Source organism: Janthinobacterium sp. NKUCC06_STL (assembly GCF_019345455.1).
Classification (GTDB): Bacteria; Pseudomonadota; Gammaproteobacteria; order Burkholderiales; family Burkholderiaceae_D; genus Janthinobacterium; species Janthinobacterium rivuli.
This window is the reverse complement of sequence record NZ_JAHKQY010000002.1, coordinates 218575-238061: the sequence shown is the minus strand read 5'-3', so window position 1 is coordinate 238061 and position 19487 is coordinate 218575. Positions and strand designations below refer to the sequence as shown.

Here is a 19487-nt window from a genome sequence, read left to right as displayed (position 1 = left end):
CGGTAAAGCAAAGGCGGCATTCTACTGGATTTCCCAGAGGAATGCCGCCTTTTTTATGCCTGCGCCCTGGCGCTGGCTGCTAGCCTTCTTTTGCGCTCACCGGCTCCGGCTTCCTGACCCGGAACCAGGCCGCATACAGGGCCGGCAGGAACAGTAAAGTCAAGGCCGTCGCCAGGATCAGGCCGCCCATGATGGCTACCGCCATCGGGCCCCAGAACACGGAGCGCGACAAGGGGATCATGGCCAGCGCCGCGGCGGCGGCCGTCAGCACGATGGGGCGGCAGCGGCGCACGGCCGAGTCGATGATGGCATCCCACGGGGCCGAGCCATCCTTGATGTCTTGCTCGATCTGGTCGACGAGGATCACCGAGTTGCGGATGATCATGCCGAACAGCGCGATGATGCCCAGGTTGGCCACGAAACCAAGTGGCCGGCCCAGCGCCAGCAAGGCAAAGGCGGCGCCCGCCACACCCAGCGGCCCCGTCAGGAAAACCAGCAGGGAACGCGAGAAACTGTGCAGCTGCAACATCAGCAAAGTGAAGATGATGAAGATGGCCAGCGGCAGGTTCGCCGAGATCGACGCTTCCGCCTCGCCGCTGTCGGCCGCCACGCCTTTCACCACGATGCGGTAGCCGGACGGCAACTTGGCCCGCAAGGCGTCCAGCTGCGGCGCCAGTTGCGTCGACACGGTGGCGCCCTGGATGCCGTCGATCACGTCCGACTGCACGGTGATGGCCCATGCGCGCTTGTCGCGCCAGACGACACCCGGTTCCCACACAAAATGCGCGCGGGCCAGCTGCGAGATCGGCACGGACTTGCCCGTCGCCGTCGGGATATTTGTGTCATTCAACACGGAAATCGTGGCCCGCTCTTCCAGAGGCTGGCGCACCTGAATGTCGATCAGCTTGTTGTCCTCGCGGAACTGGCCGATGACCGTACCCGACAGGATCGTATTGGCCGCCTGCATCACCGTTTTCGAGGTGACGCCCAGCGCGCGCATCTTGTCCTGGTCCAGGTCCAGGCGCAATACCTTCACCGATTCATTCCAGTTGTCATTGACGCCCAGGGTGTTCGGATTGGCGCGCATGATGTCCTTGACCTGGTCGGCGATGGCCCGCACACCGGCCACTTCCGGCCCCAAGACGCGGAACTGCACCGGATACGGCACCGGCGGCCCATTCGGCAACAGCTTGACGCGGCCCCGCACTTCCGGGAAATCCTTCTTGAAGACATCGACGATTTTCTGGCGCAAGCGTTCGCGGTCAGCCAGGCTCTTCGGCAAGACCACCACTTGCGACACGTTGGTCTGCGGGAATATCTGGTCCAGCGGCAAGTAGAAACGGGGGCTGCCCGTGCCGACATAGCTAGTCACGCTTTCCACGCCGTCGAGCTTGCCCACAAACGCTTCGAACTTCTTGACCTGCTTTTCATTCGCGGCGAAAGTTGTGCCTTCGGGCGACCACAGTTCCACCATCAGTTCGGGACGGCTGGAATCGGGGAAGAATTGCTTTTCGATAAAATTGAAACCATAGATGCCCAGCGCAAAGATGGCCAGGGTGGCGGCAATGGTGGTCTTGCGCCATTCCACGCACCAGGTGACGGCGCGGCGGAAGCGGCGGAAGTTCGGCGTATCGAACAATTCATGGTCGTTATGCGCGTGCGGTTTCACTTTCAGCAAGACGTAGCCGATATACGGCGTGAAGACGACGGCCACCACCCACGAAATGATCAGAGCCAGTGCATTGACGGAGAACAAGGAGAACGTGTATTCGCCAGCGGCCGACTTGGCCAGGCCGATGGGCAAGAAGCCCGCCACCGTGATCAGGGTGCCCGTCAGCATGGGCATGGCCGTCGACGTGTAGGCAAACGTGGCCGCGTCGAAACGCGACATGCCCTCCTCCATCTTGCGCACCATCATCTCGACGGCAATGATGGCGTCATCGACCAGCAAGCCCAGCGCGATGATCAGGGCGCCCAGGGAAATCTTGTGCAAGTCGATGTCGAGCAGGCGCATGAACAGGAAGGTGACGGCCAGCACCAGGGGAATGGTCAGCGCCACTACCAGGCCCGGCCGCACGTCGATGCGCAGCGGCTTGGTGTGCAAGCCCAGCGCCACGAAGCTGACGGCCAGCACGATCAGGATGGCTTCGATCAGGGTGTGCACGAACTCGCCCACGGAGGCGGACACGGCTTCCGGCTGGTTCGACACGCGCTGCAACTCTATGCCGACTGGCAATTCGCTCTTCATGCGCGTGACCGTTGCCTGCAAGGCCTTGCCCATGTCGATGATGTTGCCGCCCTTTTCCATCGACACGCCCAGGCCGATCACTTCCTTGCCGTTGAAACGCATCTTGTCCTTGGGCGGATCGACGAGTTCACGTTTTACGGTGGCAAAATCACCGAGGCGGAAGGTGGTGCCGTTGGCGCGCAGTTCCAGGTTTTCCAGGTCCTTGACGGTCACCATGGCGCCCGTCACGCGCACTTGCAGATTGTCCGTCGGCGTCACCAGCACGCCGGTGGCGTTGATGCTGTTTTGCGCCGACAATTGCTGCACGATGGCGTCGAAAGGAATGCCCAGCTGGGCAAATTTCTTGTGCGAAAAGATGATATTGATCTTTTCATCCTGCACGCCGAACAGTTCCACCTTCGATACCAGCCCCACGGCCAGCAGTTCCTGGCGTACCTTGTCCGCGTAATCCTTCATTTCCGCGTAGGTAAAACCGTCGCCGGACAGGGCAAAGATGGAGCCGTAGGTGTCGCCGAACTCGTCATTGAAGAACGGACCCACGACGCCGGCCGGCAAGGTGCCCTGAATGTCGCCGATCTTCTTGCGCACCTGGTACCAGGCGGCCGCCGTTTCCTTGGGCGGCGCCGATTCGCGCAGCTCCAGCAAAATCAAGGTTTCGCCCGGCTTCGAATAACTGGTGATTTCGTCGATGTACGGCGTTTCCTGCAGTTTCTTTTCCAGCTTGTCCGTCACCTGCTCGGCCATCTGCAAGGCCGTGGCGCCGGGCCAGTACGCTTGCAAGACCATGGCGCGGAAGGTGAACGGGGGATCTTCATCCTGGCCCAGGCTGGCATAGCTGAGCATGCCGCCGATCAGCAGCACGGCCATCAGGTAGCGCGTCAGCGGGATGTGTTCGAGCGCCCAGCGCGACAGATTGAAGCCGCCCTTCATTTGATGGCCTCGGCAGCAACGACGGCAGGCTTGCTGGCCAGCTCGGCGCCTAGGATGGTGACTTTCTGGCCCGGCTTGAGCAGGTTGACGCCGGCCGTGACCACCGTCTGGCCCGCTTTCACGCCCGAGGTCAGCAGCAACTCATTGCCCGCCACGCCGCCCACCGTCACCGGCACGAGCTTCACGGCGCCGTTTTCCACCACCCACACGGAGCTTTGCGATTTTTCATTGAACAGGGCCGTCAACGGCACCTTGATTTGCGGCGTGGCCGTTTGCGAGGCGAACTGCACCACGGCCGTCATGCCCAGACGCACTTGCGACGCGTCCGGAATGCTGACCTTGGCTGTGTAGGTGCGCGTGGCGGCATCGGCCACGGGCGACACTTCGCGTATCTTGCCCGGCAAGCCCTGCTTCGGATCGGCCCACAGGCGCACGACCACATCCTTGACGCCACGCAAGGTTTCCACCTTGTCTTCAGGAATGCCGATCACGACTTCCTTCTCGCCGCTCTTCGCCACTTGCACGACGGGCGCGCCGGGCGCCACCACCTGCCCCACTTCAGCCTCGATGCGCGTGACGACGCCATCGACGTCCGCCAGCAAGCTGGCATAGCCGGACTGGTTCGCCTGACCACGGTACAGGGCCTGGGCCGCTTCCACATTTGCCTGCGCCGCCTTGTAGGTGGCATTCTTGCCGTCGAGCACGGCCTGGCTGACGAAGTTCTTCTCGCGCAAATCCTGGTAGCGCTTGAGTTCCGCGCGCGCCAGATCGCGGCTCGTTTCCGAACTCACCAGCGAGGCCTTGGCTTGCGCCTGCGACAGTTGCAAGTCGACGGGATCGAGCTGCATCAGCACTTGCCCCTTCTTCACGCTGGCGCCCACGTCGACCTTGCGCGCGACGATCTTGCCGCCCACGCGGAAACCCAGCTGCGACACGACGCGGGGCACAACCTCGCCCGACAGCTCGGCACTGACGTCAACATTACTGCTAGACAACACGATGGCGCGCACGGGGCGCACGTCTTCCACTTTGACGGCAGGCTTGGAACAGGCCGCCAGGGTCAGCGCCAGAGCGGCGGCGGCGATCAGCCGCAGGGCAGGAAGTGCGGAAGCGCCGGTCTCGCGGCGCAGGGTTTTCAGGGCAAACAAGGTATTTTCCTTTACTATGCGGGCTGCAATATTTTTATGCGGAGAAACTTTTTGCTTGTCCTTTGGGCCAAGCCAAACTTTTTCGCACGCGATATCCTTAAATTTGTGACAATATCAGCTTGGTCATGGCGGGGACTGCTCTTCGCCTAATGACTTTCTGGTTATTAATTATAATCGTGCGTAAAAGTTTTTAGTGACTTATGCGTCATTAATCTTGAGACGTACAACGCCCGGCCGCAATCCAGCGTTTGTGGGGGCCGGACAAACGCAAGACTAGAGAAGTGTGTTCATGCCTGTAGACCATTACGAAAATTTTCCTGTTGCATCATTTTTACTGCCGCGCCGCCTGGTGCCCGCCGTCGAAGCCATCTATGCCTTCGCCCGCAGCGCCGACGACCTGGCCGATGAGGGCGACGCCAGGCCGGCCGAGCGCCTGGCCGCCCTGCACGCCTATGAAGCGGCGCTGGGCCGCATCGCCCGCCACGAAGGCCATGGGGGCGAGAACGCCGCCATGTTCGAACGCCTGGCCGCCGTCATCGCCAAGCACCAGCTGCCGCTGAAGCCATTCCACGATTTATTGTCCGCCTTCAAGCAGGATGTGGAAACGACGCGCTACGCCAGCTACGACGACGTGCTCGATTACTGCGCCCGTTCCGCCAACCCCGTGGGGCTGCTGATGCTGCACCTGTATGGCGCGGCCGATGAACAGAATGTACGCGATTCCGATGCGATATGTTCAGCTTTGCAACTAATTAATTTCCTGCAAGACGTCGCCATCGACCAGCAAAAAGAGCGCATCTACCTGCCGATGGAAGACTTGACCCGCTTTGCCGTCTCCGCCGCCGCCTTCGAGCGGCCCGAGGCGCACGGCAAGTGGAGCGCCCTGATGCGCTTCGAAGTGGCCCGCACGCGCGCCCTGATGCTGTCCGGCGCGCCGCTGGCCCTGCGCCTGCGCGGGCGCATCGGCTGGGAGCTGCGTCTGGTGGTGCAAGGGGGTTTGCGCATCCTCGAATGCATCGAAGCCGTCAATTACGACGTGTTCCGGCGCCGGCCCAAGCTGGAGAAACGCGACTGGCTGATCATTTTCTGGCGCGCGCTGCGCATGTCGCGCAAAAGCTTGCATCAAGAGACACAAGTAAAAACGGCTTTTCCCCCGTCGCCCACTCTGTAAGACGATAGAATAGCGGCTTCGATCTGCAACCCTTGCTCTTTTGACTATGTCTCCCGACGAATACTGCCAACAAAAGGCCGCCCAGAGCGGCTCCAGCTTCTACTACAGCTTCCTGTTCCTGCCCGCCGAGCGCCGCAAGGCCATCACGGCCCTGTACGCGTTCTGCCGCGAAGTCGATGACACGGTCGACGACTGCACGGATGAAGCCGTGGCACGCACCAAGCTGGTCTGGTGGCGCAAGGAAGTCAAGGCCATGTACGAGGGCAACCCCACGCATCCCGTGATGCGCGCGCTGCAGCCGCACCTGGACATCTATAAACTGGAAGAAAAGCATTTGCAGGCCATCATCGACGGCATGGAAATGGACTTGAACCAGACCCGCTACCTCGACTACCAGGCCATGAGCCGCTATTGCTGGCATGTGGCCAGCGTGGTGGGCATCTTGTCGGCCAGCATCTTCGGCGCGACCCGACCGGAAACTCTGCTGTACGCGGAAAAACTGGGCCATGCCTTCCAGCTGACCAACATCATCCGCGACGTGGGCGAAGATGCGCGCAAGGGGCGCATCTATTTGCCGATCAGCGAATTGCAGCAATTCAATGTGACGGCGGCCGACCTGCTGAACGCGCGCCACAGCGAAAACTTTGAAAACCTCATGCGTTTCCAGGTGGCGCGCGCGCAAAAGGCCTACGACGAAGCATTCGCGCTCTTGCCAGCCGAGGACCGCCGCGCCCAGCGCCCGGGCCTGATCATGGCCGCCATCTACCGGACCCTGCTCAATGAAGTCGAGCGCGACGGCTACCATGTGCTGAAACAGCGCATTTCGCTCACGCCGATCCGCAAACTGTGGCTGGCCTGGAAGACCTGGGTTCGTGGCTAAGCGTAGCGTGAAGCAACGCTACGCCATCATCGGCGCCGGCTGGGCCGGCTGCGCGGCGGCCATGGAACTGGCGCGCGCCGGTCACGCGGTGAGCGTGTTCGAGGCGGCGCGCACCCTGGGCGGCCGCGCGCGCCGCGTCGAAAGAGAAAATACGTTGCTCGACAACGGCCAGCACATCCTGCTGGGCGCGTACACGGAAACCTTGCGCCTGATCAAGCTGGCGGGGCAAGACCCTGCCGAGCTGATCCTCACGCTGCCCCTGCAGATGCGCTATCCGGCGAACTCCGGTGGCATGGACTTCATCGCGCCGCGCCTGCCCGCGCCGCTGCACCTGGCCTGGGCCCTGCTGCGCGCCAAAGGTTTGCAGCGCGCCGACAAGCTGGCCCTGATGCGCTTTTCCACCGCCATGCGGACGATGGGTTGGCAGCTGTATAACGATTGCACGGTCAGCGAATTGCTGCAGCGCTTCGACCAGACGGAGCGCCTGAACCGGCTGATGTGGCACCCGCTGTGCCTGGCCGCGCTGAATACCCCGCCCGAGCGGGCCTCGGCCCGCGTCTTCATCAACGTGCTGCGCGACAGCCTGGGCGCAAGGCGCCGCCGCGCTTCCGACATGCTGGTCCCGAAAGCGGACCTCTCTACCCTGTTGCCCGACGCGGCCGCCCGCTATGTGGCACGGCACGGCGGCGCGGTGCGCACGGGCGCCAAGGTCGCCGCCTTGCACGCCTTGGCCGATGGCCGCTGGCGACTCGATGATGGCGGCGATGATGGCGAGCATTATGATGGCGTCATCGTCGCCACCTCGTCCGTGCAAGCAGCCAGCCTGCTGCAAGGATTGCAGGACGCACGCCTCGATGACGCAATTAACCGCATGCAAGCCTTCACGCCGGAAGCCATCAGCACCTGCTACCTGCAATACGATGCCTCGGTGCGCCTGGACTTGCCGTTTTACGCTCTCGTCGATACGCCGCAGCTGCAGCACTGGGGCCAGTTCGTCTTCGACCGGGGCCAGCTCGACGCCAGCCAGGCCGGCTTGCTGGCCGTCGTCATCAGCGCCTCCGGCAATGCCGCAGAGCAAGGCCACGGACCATTGGCGCACGCCATCGCGGCGCAGCTGGCGCAGGTGTTGCAACGCCCGGAACTGGCGCAGCCCGTGTGGACCCAGCTGATTACGGAAAAGCGCGCCACCTTTGCCTGCACGCCGGACCTGGCCCGCCCCGGCAACGCCAGCGGCATGCCGGGCTTGCTGCTGGCCGGCGACTACACGGCCAATGAGGACCGGACGCAGGACTATCCGGCCACCATCGAGGCGGCCGTGCGCAGCGGCGTGGCGGCGGCCAGGATGATGAACACGAGCAAGGCGGCAAAACAGCCTTGACGGTGCATCCTCCCCTGGTGTCGCTCGCCCCCGCGAAATTGCATTCTGTCGCACCGCACTGGTGCGCTCGCGTACGCTTGGGTACAGTCTGATCATCGACAACGGCCATGCCACGGGGAATACCATGCACACCACCTTGCACTTGAAAAACAGCTTGAAAGCCCTGGCGCTGCTGGCTGGCGTGGTGCTGGCCACCTTGATCGTCATTCAGGTACAGCAAGCGCCACAAACGCCATTGCTGCTGAGCCAGGCAAGCATGCTGCTGCCGGCCATGGGCTGAAGCGGCGAAGCGGAATGACAGGAAGAATATGATGAACAAGCAAGATTATCTCGACGCACTGCGGCGCGCGCTGGCAGGCTTGCCACCGGACTTGGTGGCCAAGACCCTCGACTATTACGAGCAGACCTTCATCGAAGGCGCGGCGGCCGGCCGCAGCGAGCACGAAATCGCCGAGGACCTGGGCGACCCGAAAAAAATTGCCCTCACCTTGCGCAGCAGCACGCACCGCCAGGCCTTCGAGCAAAAGAAAACCCCCGTCAACCTGCTGCGCCTGCTCGTCTCGCTCGTGGGCCTGGCCATCTTCAACCTGTTCATGGTCGTGCCGGCCGCCGTCTACGCGGCCCTGCTGGCCACCCTGTACGCCGTCAGCCTGAGCTTTTACCTGGCCGGCATCGCCATTACGGCCAGCGGCTTGTCGGGCGCCAACGAACTGGTGCTCGATGGTCCGCTGCGCCACGTCTTCATCCATGACGATGACGGCGGCGAAGGCGGCGAACGGCGCGAAACGCGTATCACCATCGGCGACAAGGGCATCGAAGTCGATCACCTGCCCGGCCCCTTGCAGCCTGAACCGGCCGAGTCCGAAGCCAAGGCGCCAGGCGCCTCGTCGCGCGTGATGGAGCGGGCCGAAGCGCTGGCCGGCGGCGGCATCCGCATCTCCACCGACATGGACCGCGATGCGCGCACCACGCAAACCGTCTTTGGCGTGGGCATGCTGCTCGGCGGCATCGCCATCTTCCTGCTCAGTCTGGTTGTCACGCGCTATACCTTGATCGGCATCAAGCGCTATGTCGCCATGAATGTCTCCCTGCTCAAAGGTCACTAGAAAGGCTGCCATGAAACGCTTGCTCAAAGTTGGCCTGTCCATGCTCTTGCTGGCCATGGTCCTGATCGCCATGTCATACGCGGCGCTGCGCGCCAAGGGAATCAGCAATCCCAGCAGCGCCGCCGGCCGCGCCGTGCGCAGCGAAACGCGCCCGGTTGCCGCCAATATCACCAGCATCGACCTGGCCGGCCCCATCGACCTGGTGCTTCGCCGCGGCGCCACGCCCTCGCTGAAGGTCAGCGGCGAGCAGCGCTTGCTGTCGAACGTCGACACAACGGCCGATGGCACCACCCTGCATATCGGCCCGAAAGGCATGCTGTTCCACCATCGCCAGCCTTTGCAGGTGGAACTGGTGCTGCCGGCCCTCGTGCGCGTGGAAGTACACGGCAATGGCGACAGCAAGATCACGGGGTTTTCCGGTGACAGTTTTATTCTGGAACTGACGGGTTCGGGCGACGTCAGTTTTACCGGACGCTACAAGCAGGTGCAAGCGACGGTCAACGGCAGTGGCGACCTCGACATCAATGCAGGCAATAGCGACAGCGTGGTACTGGAAATGGTGGGCTCCGGGCGCATCGCCGCCAGCGGCAACACGAAATTCCTGCGCGCCGACCTCAGCGGTTCAGGCGACATCGATGCCGAGCACCTGGCCGCCGACAAGGCCAGCGTCAGCCTGCAAGGCTCGGGCACGAGCACCGTCTTCGTGCGCGACGCCAGCAACCTGACCCTGCGCGGCAGCGGCGACATCCACGTCCACGGCAACCCGCGCCAGCGCGAAACCCAGAAAAGCGGCTCAGGCGAGATTACCTGGCATTAACCGGCCACCACACAATGGCCTGCTACTGCGCCCTGCCCTGGCGCAACTGTCGCATACGCTGCACGAGTTTGACAATGGCGTAGGCGAGCATCAGCAGGCCAGCACCAGTGACCGCGCTCGCCCGGGGCTCCGCCAACAAGACATGGCGTGATGCTGGCGCAACGACCACCAGAAAGAATGGCAATCCGCTTACCAGCAAGAGGACCAGGCTACGCTGGTATTTCCGCACCTTCGATGGTACATCCGTGAAAATTTCGGGAATTTTTCCATCCACCACAGGTTTGCGCCAGCAACGCCATCCCCCCACATCCACCACGCGTTCCCAGCCTCCATCGACAAATAATTGCGTATAGACAGGATCCGCCTTTACGCCCGGAAAGTCCCAGCGATATGCCATGTCCGCCGGTGCGCCGCGCTCGAACGTCATGCGAATGCCGAGCGGATCGCTGGCATGCAAGTGCAATCCCTGGCGCGCCTGCTCTTGCAGCCAGCGCTCATGCATCCCGTCTTGCCACACCCACCACCATTTGAATTTCTTGACCAGTTGCTTGCTCATGCCGCATTCCCCTGTAGAAGTGACAATGTTCTTTTTCCTGTGGCTGCCATGATGTCCAGGCGCCGCACCTGCTCGCTCAGCACTGCACGCCCCAGTTCTGTCATGCCATAAATCTTGCGCCGCTCCTCTTCCCTGAGCTTGACGATCAAGCCCTGCTTTTCCAAGGTAGCAAAAGCGCCATACAAGGTGCCGGGACCAATGCTGACACTGCCTTCGCTGAGCATGTCCACCTTTTGCATGATGGCATAGCCATGCAGGGGTTCATGCAGGCAAGCGAGCACATAAAACGTGGCCTCGGAAAGCGGCAGGTAGTGCGAAAAGTTGATAGCGTCCATGCTGCCCTCCATATCGTGTTTCGCTATACCGGTAGTCGATATAGCGAAACACGATACTAGCGCAAGGCATTCTTTATTGTCAACAAAATTATCGGGAGAGAGGACAGCGCATGCGCCCACGGCAGCGCGCGGGCGCACGGTGATGGGATCAGGCGGACCGCGCCTCAAGCCAGCTGACCGCCTGCTCGCCAGCCGCCTTGCCTTGCGCCAGGCAGGCCGTCAGCAGGTAGCCGCCCGTCGGCGCTTCCCAGTCCAGCATTTCTCCCGCCAGGAACACGCCCGGCATGGCGCGCAACATGCTGCCGTCGATGCCGTCGAATTCCACGCCGCCGGCGCTGCTGATGGCTTCATCGATGGGACGCGGGCGTACGAGTGTCACGGGCAGCAGCTTGATGGCGTCCGCCAGTTTGGCTTCATCGGCAAAGTCGGCCGCGCTCAGGCATTCGCGCAGCAAGCCCGATTTCACGCCCTTGATGCCCAAACGGCTATTCAGGTGGCTGGACATGGAACGGGAACCGCGCGGGCGCGTCACTTCTTCGAACACGCGTTCATGCGTGTGGTCGGGCGCCAGGTCGAGCCAGATGGTGGTGCTGCCCTCGGCGGCGATCTGCTCGCGCAGGGCAGCCGATAAGGCATAAATCAGGCTGCCTTCCACGCCGCCCGCCGTGATGACGAACTGCCCCTGGCGCTTGATCATGCAGTCATGGATGTTGCGCGCCGAGATAGCCACCGTCGTCAGCGGTTCGCCCGCATGACGGCTGCTGAAATGCTCGCTCCAGTCCACGTCGAAGCCGCAATTGGCCGGCACCAAAGGCGTCACGGCCACGCCCTGCTCTTGCAGCAGCGGCACCCAGGCGCCATCGGAACCGAGCCGCGCCCAGCTGCCGCCACCGAGCGCCAGGATCACGGCGTCGAAGGCGCGCAAACGCTCACCGTCCGGCGTGGCGAATACCAGCTGGCCGTCGCGCCAGCCCGTCCAGCGGTGACGCATATGAAATTGCACGCCCGCTTCGCGCAGGCGGTGCAGCCAGGCGCGCAGCAGCGGCGCCGCTTTCATATCCGTCGGGAAGACGCGGTTCGAGGAACCGACGAAGGTATCCACGCCCAGGCCGTGTACCCAGTCGCGCACTTTTTGCGGACCGAACTGGTCCAGCGCCGGCTTGATCCAGCGTGCCGGCCTGCCGTAGCGCGAGATGAAGGAACAGTAGTCTTCCGCATGGGTGATGTTCATGCCGCCCCGCCCCGCCAGCAGGAATTTGCGGCCGACGGACGGCATGGCGTCGAACAGTTCCACCCTGGCGCCCTGGCTGGACGCTTCCTGGGCGGCCATCAGGCCGGCGGGGCCGCCGCCGATGACGGCGATGTGAAAGGGAGGAAGGCTGGAATGGGTCATGGCAAGCTGGAAAGACGGTGAAAACCCCGGCATTTTAGTCGAGATAAGGCGCGGGGATGGCAAGAATGCCGAAAAATGATGCATACTGCGCGGAGATGCCGCAGTGATCAGCGGCTGGACTTCACGAGACAACGAGACGACAAGAGGAGAAACACATGGGCGCAGGATTCTGGATTTCCCGCTATTTGCTGGCCAGTTCGATCTTATTCATCATCCTGACCGTGGTCGAGTACAGCAAGGGCACCACCAGCCAGGCCGACATCCTCAGCGCGCTGGCCTGGTCGCTGGTGGCGTCGGCCATCTTCATCGGCTCGAAATACTGGCGCTACAAGAAAGCCATCGCTTGCGCCACGTGCAGCGGTGATAAACCGAAAGCCAAGTCGTCATAAAAAAACGGCCACTTCGATGAAGTGGCCGTCTCACTGGCAAGCGCGATCAGCCGCCCGTCACGGGTGGGAAGAACGCCACCTCGTCGCCTTCGCCGATCACGGTATCGGCATCGCACATCACCTGATTGTGGGCCATGCGCAGGGCGCGGCCCTGCGCCAGCGCATATTCCCAGTTGCCGCCACGGGCGATCAGGAGCTTTCTCACCTCGCCCACCGTCAGCCGTGACACGGCCCCCGCGTCCACTTCCAGCACTTCCTGGCCCGTGCCCACCAGCTCGCGCACGCTGGCAAAAAATCGCAGATTGATCTTCATCGATACTTCCTCAGTACAGCAATTCGTTAAACGGGATAAAACGCAGCATGTCGCCGCGCGCAATCGACAACCCCGGCGGACAATCGATCAAGCCGTCGCCCCACACGGTGGAGGTCAGCACGCCCGAACTCTGGTTGGCGAACAGTTCCAGCTCGCCCTCGTCATTGACCTTGGCGCGCAAGAACTCGTTGCGCTTGTCCGCCTTCAGGCGCTCGAACGCGGCCGGCAGCTTGTAGCTGCGCGGCGCCAGGCTCCCCGCCACGCCCTGCAGGCGCAGGATGAACGGGCGCACGAACAGCAAAAACGTGACAAAGCTAGAGACGGGATTGCCGGGCAAGCCGACAAAGAACGCGTCCCGCACTTCGCCAAACGCCAGGGGTTTGCCCGGCTTGACGGCGATCTGCCACATGTTCAGCCGCCCTTCCGCTTCCACGGCCGGCTTGATATGGTCTTCCTCGCCGACGGACACGCCGCCCGAAGTGATGATCAGGTCATTGCCCTGGGCCGCCTGGCGCAGTACGGCTTTTGTCGCTTCCAGGCTGTCGGGCACGATGCCCAGGTCCGTGATCTCGCAACCCAGGTTTTCCAGCAGGCCGCGCAAGGTAAAACGGTTCGAGTTGTAGACGGCGCCCGGTGCCAGAGGCTCGCCCGGCATGGCCAGCTCGTCGCCGGTGAAAAACACGGCCACGCGCAGCTTGCGCAGCACGGGCACTTGCGCCAGACCCACCGAGGCGGCCAGGCCCATTTCCTGGCTGCGCAGGCGCCGGCCCGCGCCAAGGATTTCGCCGCCGGCGCGGATGTCCTCGCCCTGGCGGCGCACCCATTCGCCCGCGTGCGGCACGTGATTGACCGTCACCACGCCATCAAGCACAGTGCACTGCTCCTGCATGACGACGCAATCGGCGCCGTCCGGGATCAGCGCACCCGTGAAGATGCGCGCCGCCGTCCCAGGTTGCAAGGGCTGACCCACGTGGCCGGCCGCGATGCGCTGCGACACGGGCAAGCTGGCCGCGCCACTGGCGCAATCCTGTGCGCGCACGGCATAGCCATCCATCTGCGTGTTGTCGCGCTCGGGCACGTTCAGGGTCGACGTTTGCGCCGTGGCCAGCACGCGGCCGTTGGCGCGCATGGTGTCGACCAGTTCCACCTCGGCCACCGGGCGCGCCGCGCCCAGCATGAAGGCTTGCGCGTCGGCCACCGACAGCATCGGTTTGCGTACAGTGCTGGCGTCTGTCATCACAAGCCCGTGTTGGCGGCGATATACGCCTTCATTTTCTCGACATCGGCATCCATCACGACGAACTTTTGCGGCAGGTCTTCGATGTTCTCGAAGCCTGCTGGCCGTTCCGCGTCCACGCCCAGCGCTTCGAGGATGGTTTCGTTGAACTTGGCCGCCAGCGCCGTTTCCAGCACGATCATCGGCACGTTCGGTTCCAGGTGCTCGCGCGCCACCTTGATGCCGTCGGCCGTGTGCGTGTCGATGGTGATGCCGTAGTCGTCGGCCACGTCGCGGATGGTGTCGAGGCGATCCTGGTGCGTGGACTTGCCCGACTTGAAGCCGTATTTGGCCACCAGCTTGAATTCGTCGCCATCGCTGCCAGGTTTACCGGACAAGTCGAAGCCGCCATGCGTTTCCACTTTCGTGAACAGTGCGCGAACGCGGTCGCTGTCGCGGCCCACGAGGTCGTAGACGAAGCGCTCGAAGTTCGACGCTTTCGAGATATCCATCGACGGGCTGCTCGTGTGATACGTTTCGGCCGACTTGCGCACGCGGTAGACGCCCGTGCGGAAAAATTCGTCGAGCACGTCGTTTTCATTCGTCGCGGCCACCAGTTTCGAGATGGGCAGGCCCATCATGCGGGCGATATGGCCGGCGCAGATATTGCCGAAGTTGCCCGACGGCACCGTGAACGACACTTTCTGCTCGTTGCTGGTGGTGGCCGCCAGGTAGCCGCGGAAGTAGTACACGACTTGCGCCACGACACGCGCCCAGTTGATGGAATTGACGGTGCCGATCTTCTGTTTCGCCTTGAACGGCAAGTCGTTCGACACGGCCTTGACCATATCCTGGCAGTCGTCGAACACGCCTTCGACGGCGATGTTGACAATGTTCGGGTCTTGCAGGCTGAACATCTGCGCCGTCTGGAAGGCGCTCATTTTCTTGTGCGGCGACAGCATGAAGACGCGGATGCCCTTTTTGCCGCGCATCGCGTATTCGGCCGCGCTGCCCGTGTCGCCCGAGGTGGCGCCAAAGATATTGAGTTCGGCGCCCGTCTTGGCCAGGGTGTATTCAAACAGATTGCCCAGTAGCTGCATGGCCATGTCCTTGAAGGCCAGGGTCGGGCCGTTCGACAGCGCCTGCAGCATCAGGGTGGTCGATCCGCCCTTGACGACGTTTTCTTCGAGCACGCGCAGCGGCGTGATGTCGGCCGCGTTTTCGCCGGCGCGGGCGTTCTTGTAGACTGCCTTGGTATAGGTTTTCGCCGTCAGTGCCTTCAGGTCCGCGGCCGGGATATCGGTGGCGAACTTCTTCAGGATTTCGAATGCCAGGTCGGCATACGACAATGTGCGCCAGGCGTTAAGCTCGGCACCAGTGACTTGCGGGTAGTGTTCTGGGAGATACAGTCCGCCATCGGGGGCCAGGCCGCCCAGGAGGATGTCGGAGAATTGCTGCAGATTCGATGGCGCTTTATCAGCGCGGGTAGACACGTAATGCATAAATTTGAAGAGTCCAGTTGAGCTGAGTGCGGTTGATCATGAATGGCAGCGGATATTATAGTGCCAGCCGCCGCCCAAGGCGAATCCGTCGCGTTTGCCCGCGCGCCGCCAGCCCCGCCCGGGCAACCTCTGTTGTCAAACGACACACCTTGTCGCATGGCAACTGTATCATGGCCGCTTTCCTGACTACGCGGGCACCCCAGCCAGCCCACGACGACCATGCCACAGCCAAGCCACATGAAACGAGACGATTTTCTCAAACAGGACGATGTACGCGGTTTTATCGACTGGCTGGCGGCCGAACTGCCAGCCAGGTCCTTTCACCTGAAGATGGCGCGCAGCCGCTTCGTGCCGGGCGGCCTGGACGTAAAGGCGACGGGCCTGGAAGCGGTGCTGCGCCACTATGTGTGGAGCACGCGCTGGACCGATGCGCAAGGCAAGGCGGTCATCTCGGGCAACTGGCATGAGACGCGCGCTTCGCTGGGCCAGTTGCGCGGCTGGCTGAAGGACGCCATCGCGCGGCAGGATGAAGACCAGACGCTGGCCGCCTGCCTGGCCATCCTCGAATGGGGCGGCGTGCGCGGCGCCATCGTCTTCCTCAAGCGTCTGCACGCGCAAGGCCGCCTGGTCGCCTACTTCACGCGCCTGGCGCCCTTGATGACGCTTGACTCGGACGCCTCGCTGGACGCCCTCGACACGGATACCGTGGAGCGCTTCGACGCAGGCCTGACCAAGATCCACGCCCTGTTTGACGACAGCGGCTCGCCCATCTACGACAGCCGCGTGGGCGCGGCCATGGCCATGCTGTATGCGCAGTACCGCAGCCAGGCAGGCAGCAAACTGGCAAAGAAACACTGGCTGGCATTCCCCTCTGGCGCCGCGCGCGGCAAGCAAATCCGCAATCCCAAGGGGATCGACGGCGGCTTTGCCGGCGCACCGCAATTCTTCCGCAAGGCCGTATCGTGCCAGGACTGGGCGCAATGGCAAGTCAAGCTGGGCTGGATCCTGCGCGCCGTGCTGGAACAGTGCGACTGGTTCAAGGCGGACGGCGCCGACATGGCCGCCCGCTGCCATGCCTTCGAGGCGTGTTTGTTCATGCTGGGGTATGACTTGCGGTGTTTTGGAGAGGCGACTGCGGAAGCCACTATGGCAAAAGAAAGAGTTGCAAAAGACGACGTGCCACAAAGCGGCTGGGTGCCGACTGGCTGCTCATTCAAGAACGTCCTTCCTGTGTACGCGCAATTCCGGCGGAGACACGAAAAAAATGATCTTGCCACCTTCGCCAAGTGGTACGCCACAACGCAGAACAAACCCTTGGGAACAGCCATGGCCTACTGCTTCCCGTATACGAAAAGCGAATTCGATCTGTTTGACAGCAGTGAAGAACGGCTGGACACCATAGTCAAGGGTGGAAAAGAAGGACTGTATGCGGCAGTGGAGAGCACGGAACCATATGCGGAAGGCGCCGAGCGCGAGCGAATCTGCTTGGTCGACGCTTTGCTGGCCGGACGCACAGCGGACATGCTGTCCCCTGTGCGCACCGCCTGGCTGCTACAAAAAGGCTATGCTGGAACGAAAAGTGCGGCCAACACCCTGATGACAGTCGGACGCCAGGTCGGCCGTCATTTCGGCCTGCTCGACAAGAAAAATCGCCCGACCGCCTTTTACCACGAGTACTTTGGCGATTGCATGCGCGAGCCTTAAGTCAAAAAATCCGGCGCCCGTGCTGGCGCGTGCGCCGGATTTGCGCCACACTGGTGCTTGTCGTCCCGCCTGCGGGTCATTCATGGAATCGGCCATGTCGCTGAGTAAAAAACCGTATTTGCAAAGCGCCGCGCTGCGCCCCGACGCCGTCGTCGACCTGGAGCACTATCCGTTCACCATTCCCGCCATCCGCGACTTCGTGCACATGGACTTCCACCGCGATGTGACGTTTTTCGTGGGCGAGAATGGCAGCGGCAAGTCGACCATGCTCGAAGCGCTGGCCGTGGCGCTGGGTTTTGGCAAGGATGGCGGCACGCGCAACGTGCGCATCGCGCTGCCCTCGGACGAGGAATCGGGCTTGCACGCGCATCTGCGCCTGAGCAAGAGCTACAAGAAGCCCGAGAACAGCTATTTCCTGCGCGCCGAAAGCTTTTTCAACGTCGCCACCTATATGGACGACATGCCCGAATACCTGGCCAGCTATGGCGGCAAGTCGCTGCACGCGCAATCGCACGGCGAAGCGTTCATGGCGACCCTGATCAACAAGCTGCGTGGCAAGGGCCTGTACCTGCTGGACGAGCCCGAGGCGGCCCTGTCGCCGAGCCGCCAGATGGCGGCATTGTCCGTCATCCACCAGCTGGTGCAGGACGACTCGCAGCTGATCATCGCCACCCATTCGCCGATTTTACTGGCCTACCCGAACGCAAAGATTTTGATGTTTACAGGCGGCGGCATCCACGAAGTGGCGTATGAAGACACGGAACACTTCGCCGTGACGCGCGATTTTTTGAATAACTACCCCAGGAGGCTGGAGCAGTTGTTTGAGGAGGAGTGAGCTATTGCATGGTGCTTGTCGGCTTACGCGCTTTGCGCTAAGCCGACCTACGCCGACCCACGCCCACCTGCGACATTGCCACTCACCGTAGGTCGGATTAGCGCGTGAGCGCGTAATCCGACAACACCACCGGCGCATCAACAGGCAGCGTGATTGACCGTGATAACGTGCACGGCCAGCCCACCCAGCGACGTTTCCTTGTACTTGTCCTGCATGTCCGCGCCCGTCTGGCGCATGGTTTCGATGACTTCGTCGAGGCTGACGAAGTGCGTGCCGTCGCCCTTCAGCGCCAGCGAGGCGGCCGTAATCGCTTTCACGGCGCCCATGCCATTGCGCTCGATGCACGGGATCTGCACCAGGCCGCCGATCGGGTCGCACGTCATGCCCAGGTGGTGTTCGATGCCGATTTCGGCCGCGTTTTCGATCTGCTCGTTCGTGCCGCCCAGGGCCGCGACCAGGCCGGCCGCCGCCATGGCGCAGGCCACGCCCACTTCGCCCTGGCAACCCACTTCGGCGCCCGAGATCGAGGCATTGCGCTTGCATAGCATGCCGATGGCAGCCGCCGTCAGCATGAAGCGGCGCACGCCGCCCACCGGGTCGCTGGGGCGGCAATCCTGCGCGTAGTAGCGCAGCACGGCCGGGATGATGCCGGCGGCGCCGTTGGTCGGCGCCGTGACGACGCGCCCGCCGGCCGCGTTTTCCTCGTTGACGGCCATCGCATACAGGCTGACCAGGTGCACGGCGTCGTGCGGCAAATCGTTGGCGCGGTTATCGGACGCCTTCGCCTCCTGCGCCAATCGCCACAATTTCGCGGCGCGGCGCTTCACGTTCAAGCCGCCCGGCAGGTTGCCCGTCGTTTCCAGGCCGTGCGCGATGCAGTCGCGCATGACGTGCCAGATGCGGTCCAGGCCAGCGTTCAATTCCTCGTCGCTGCGCTTGACGCATTCGTTCGCGCGCAGCATTTCCGGGATCGACAGGCCGCTTTCCACGCCGTGCGCCAGCAGCTGCTCCATGGTGTCGAAGGGGAAGACGACTCGCGCGCTGGCGGCCGACTCCACGGCTGCTTCGGCCTGCGCCTCGCCCGCTTCGCGGATAAAACCGCCGCCGATCGAGTAATACACCTTGTCAACCCGGCTGCCGTCCGCCAGGTTCAGGGTAAAGCGCATGCCGTTCGGGTGTTCTGGCAAGGATTCGCTCTTGTGCCAGACCAGGCCCGTGGCGGCCGTGAATGGCACCACGTGCGTGCCCAGCAAGGCTATTTCGCCGGCCGCCTCGATGGCGGCCAGCTTGCTGTCAACTTCATCGGGCGCCACGTCCTGCGGCGTTTCGCCCATCATGCCAAGAATGACGGCCTTGTCCGTGGCATGGCCCACGCCCGTCAGCGCCAGCGAGCCATACAAGGCCGCCTCAACGCCCACCACCTGGTCCAGCGGACCGTATTCGACCAGAAAACGCCGCGCCGCCACCATCGGCCCCACAGTATGGGAACTCGACGGCCCGATGCCGATTTTAAAAAGGTCAAATACGCTCATGTCCATGTAGTGTCTCTTTATTTAGTATGTTTTT

The 19487-nt window shown here is 62.7% G+C and carries 18 protein-coding genes; 9 read left to right on the top strand and 9 right to left on the bottom strand.

Translation table 11 applies throughout. From position 1 onward, the window contains the following. Positions 1 to 79: 79 nt before the first annotated feature. Together KO539_RS10070 and KO539_RS10065 are read right to left on the bottom strand one after the other, a co-directional pair. Positions 80 to 3178, bottom strand: coding sequence for an efflux RND transporter permease subunit (locus KO539_RS10070; RefSeq protein WP_219308940.1), 3099 nt, complete (start codon positions 3176 to 3178; stop codon positions 80 to 82). Next, complete coding sequence (locus KO539_RS10065; RefSeq protein WP_219308938.1) at positions 3175 to 4326, bottom strand: efflux RND transporter periplasmic adaptor subunit; 1152 nt, start codon at positions 4324 to 4326, stop codon at positions 3175 to 3177. The genes KO539_RS10070 and KO539_RS10065 overlap by 4 nt, the downstream gene beginning before the upstream one ends. 289 nt (positions 4327 to 4615) lie before the next feature. Between KO539_RS10065 and hpnC the strand changes: the two genes are divergently transcribed. The 6 genes from hpnC to KO539_RS10035 all read left to right on the top strand — a co-directional run bounded on the left by hpnC (position 4616) and on the right by KO539_RS10035 (position 9678). Then, entirely contained in the window at positions 4616 to 5497 is an 882-nt protein-coding gene (hpnC, locus tag KO539_RS10060; protein WP_219308936.1) for a squalene synthase HpnC, read from the top strand. A gap of 46 nt (positions 5498 to 5543) precedes the next feature. Continuing rightward, positions 5544 to 6377: a presqualene diphosphate synthase HpnD gene (hpnD, locus tag KO539_RS10055; protein ID WP_219308933.1), complete on the top strand. Its 834-nt coding sequence runs from the start codon at positions 5544 to 5546 to the stop codon at positions 6375 to 6377. Further along, the gene (gene hpnE, locus KO539_RS10050; RefSeq protein ID WP_219308932.1) at positions 6370 to 7755 is read left to right on the top strand and encodes a hydroxysqualene dehydroxylase HpnE; all 1386 of its coding nucleotides are present in this window, start codon (positions 6370 to 6372) and stop codon (positions 7753 to 7755) included. The genes hpnD and hpnE overlap by 8 nt, the downstream gene beginning before the upstream one ends. A 124-nt stretch (positions 7756 to 7879) precedes the next feature. Then, positions 7880 to 8035, top strand: coding sequence for a hypothetical protein (locus KO539_RS10045; RefSeq protein ID WP_158300243.1), 156 nt, complete (start codon positions 7880 to 7882; stop codon positions 8033 to 8035). A 28-nt stretch (positions 8036 to 8063) separates the two neighbouring features. Continuing rightward, entirely contained in the window at positions 8064 to 8861 is a 798-nt protein-coding gene (locus KO539_RS10040; RefSeq protein WP_225241163.1) for a DUF1700 domain-containing protein, read from the top strand. Positions 8862 to 8871: 10 nt separating this feature from the next. Beyond that, entirely contained in the window at positions 8872 to 9678 is an 807-nt protein-coding gene (locus KO539_RS10035) for a head GIN domain-containing protein (protein ID WP_219308930.1), read from the top strand. Between the two features lie 22 nt (positions 9679 to 9700). On the opposite strand, the gene KO539_RS10030 is transcribed toward KO539_RS10035, so the two are convergent. The 3 genes from KO539_RS10030 to KO539_RS10020 form a co-directional block, all read right to left on the bottom strand. After that, positions 9701 to 10234 carry a DUF2812 domain-containing protein gene (locus KO539_RS10030; RefSeq protein WP_035818530.1) on the bottom strand — a complete coding sequence of 178 codons (534 nt, stop codon included), beginning with the start codon at positions 10232 to 10234 and terminating at the stop codon, positions 9701 to 9703. After that, the gene (locus tag KO539_RS10025) at positions 10231 to 10569 is read right to left on the bottom strand and encodes a PadR family transcriptional regulator (protein ID WP_051958472.1); all 339 of its coding nucleotides are present in this window, start codon (positions 10567 to 10569) and stop codon (positions 10231 to 10233) included. Before KO539_RS10025 ends, KO539_RS10030 begins: the two co-directional genes overlap by 4 nt. Positions 10570 to 10717: 148 nt before the next feature. Further along, complete coding sequence (locus KO539_RS10020) at positions 10718 to 11962, bottom strand: TIGR03862 family flavoprotein (protein ID WP_035818528.1); 1245 nt, start codon at positions 11960 to 11962, stop codon at positions 10718 to 10720. A 155-nt stretch (positions 11963 to 12117) separates the two neighbouring features. Here KO539_RS10020 and KO539_RS10015 point away from each other — a divergent pair, with 155 nt between their 5' ends. Beyond that, positions 12118 to 12351, top strand: coding sequence for a hypothetical protein (locus tag KO539_RS10015; protein WP_219308928.1), 234 nt, complete (start codon positions 12118 to 12120; stop codon positions 12349 to 12351). 46 nt (positions 12352 to 12397) lie between these two features. Here KO539_RS10015 and moaD read toward each other — a convergent pair whose 3' ends face one another. From moaD to thrC, 3 genes are read right to left on the bottom strand one after another with little or no spacing between them, the layout of a single operon-like run. Next, positions 12398 to 12664 (bottom strand): molybdopterin converting factor subunit 1, encoded by a 267-nt coding sequence (gene moaD, locus KO539_RS10010; RefSeq protein WP_219308927.1) that lies wholly within the window; start codon positions 12662 to 12664, stop codon positions 12398 to 12400. A gap of 10 nt (positions 12665 to 12674) precedes the next feature. Continuing rightward, on the bottom strand, positions 12675 to 13901 hold the full coding sequence (gene glp, locus KO539_RS10005; RefSeq protein ID WP_219308926.1) for a gephyrin-like molybdotransferase Glp: 1227 nt from the start codon (positions 13899 to 13901) through the stop codon (positions 12675 to 12677). Beyond that, a complete protein-coding gene (thrC, locus tag KO539_RS10000) occupies positions 13901 to 15382 on the bottom strand; it encodes a threonine synthase (protein WP_219308925.1) in 1482 nt (493 codons plus the stop codon). Before thrC ends, glp begins: the two co-directional genes overlap by 1 nt. 237 nt (positions 15383 to 15619) lie before the next feature. Between thrC and KO539_RS09995 the strand changes: the two genes are divergently transcribed. Both KO539_RS09995 and KO539_RS09990 read left to right on the top strand, forming a co-directional pair. Continuing rightward, the gene (locus KO539_RS09995) at positions 15620 to 17086 is read left to right on the top strand and encodes a hypothetical protein (RefSeq protein WP_219308924.1); all 1467 of its coding nucleotides are present in this window, start codon (positions 15620 to 15622) and stop codon (positions 17084 to 17086) included. 94 nt (positions 17087 to 17180) lie between these two features. Continuing rightward, positions 17181 to 17921, top strand: a complete 741-nt coding sequence (locus tag KO539_RS09990) for an AAA family ATPase (RefSeq protein ID WP_219308923.1) — start codon at positions 17181 to 17183, stop codon at positions 17919 to 17921. A gap of 137 nt (positions 17922 to 18058) precedes the next feature. Here KO539_RS09990 and KO539_RS09985 read toward each other — a convergent pair whose 3' ends face one another. Beyond that, positions 18059 to 19459 (bottom strand): L-serine ammonia-lyase, encoded by a 1401-nt coding sequence (locus tag KO539_RS09985; RefSeq protein ID WP_219308922.1) that lies wholly within the window; start codon positions 19457 to 19459, stop codon positions 18059 to 18061. Between the last annotated feature and the right edge of the window lie 28 nt (positions 19460 to 19487).

Coding starts and splice junctions, on each gene's coding strand:
- KO539_RS09995 (WP_219308924.1), top strand. CDS start 15,620: ATGAAACGAGACGATTTTCTCAAACAGGACGATGTACGCGGTTTTATC.
- moaD (WP_219308927.1), bottom strand. CDS start 12,664: ATGAAGATCAATCTGCGATTTTTTGCCAGCGTGCGCGAGCTGGTGGGC.
- KO539_RS10015 (WP_219308928.1), top strand. CDS start 12,118: ATGGGCGCAGGATTCTGGATTTCCCGCTATTTGCTGGCCAGTTCGATC.
- hpnD (WP_219308933.1), top strand. CDS start 5,544: ATGTCTCCCGACGAATACTGCCAACAAAAGGCCGCCCAGAGCGGCTCC.
- KO539_RS10070 (WP_219308940.1), bottom strand. CDS start 3,178: ATGAAGGGCGGCTTCAATCTGTCGCGCTGGGCGCTCGAACACATCCCG.
- thrC (WP_219308925.1), bottom strand. CDS start 15,382: ATGCATTACGTGTCTACCCGCGCTGATAAAGCGCCATCGAATCTGCAG.
- KO539_RS09990 (WP_219308923.1), top strand. CDS start 17,181: ATGTCGCTGAGTAAAAAACCGTATTTGCAAAGCGCCGCGCTGCGCCCC.
- KO539_RS10030 (WP_035818530.1), bottom strand. CDS start 10,234: ATGAGCAAGCAACTGGTCAAGAAATTCAAATGGTGGTGGGTGTGGCAA.
- hpnC (WP_219308936.1), top strand. CDS start 4,616: ATGCCTGTAGACCATTACGAAAATTTTCCTGTTGCATCATTTTTACTG.
- KO539_RS10025 (WP_051958472.1), bottom strand. CDS start 10,569: ATGGACGCTATCAACTTTTCGCACTACCTGCCGCTTTCCGAGGCCACG.
- glp (WP_219308926.1), bottom strand. CDS start 13,901: ATGACAGACGCCAGCACTGTACGCAAACCGATGCTGTCGGTGGCCGAC.
- KO539_RS10045 (WP_158300243.1), top strand. CDS start 7,880: ATGCACACCACCTTGCACTTGAAAAACAGCTTGAAAGCCCTGGCGCTG.
- KO539_RS10040 (WP_225241163.1), top strand. CDS start 8,064: ATGATGAACAAGCAAGATTATCTCGACGCACTGCGGCGCGCGCTGGCA.
- KO539_RS10035 (WP_219308930.1), top strand. CDS start 8,872: ATGAAACGCTTGCTCAAAGTTGGCCTGTCCATGCTCTTGCTGGCCATG.
- KO539_RS10020 (WP_035818528.1), bottom strand. CDS start 11,962: ATGACCCATTCCAGCCTTCCTCCCTTTCACATCGCCGTCATCGGCGGC.
- KO539_RS09985 (WP_219308922.1), bottom strand. CDS start 19,459: ATGGACATGAGCGTATTTGACCTTTTTAAAATCGGCATCGGGCCGTCG.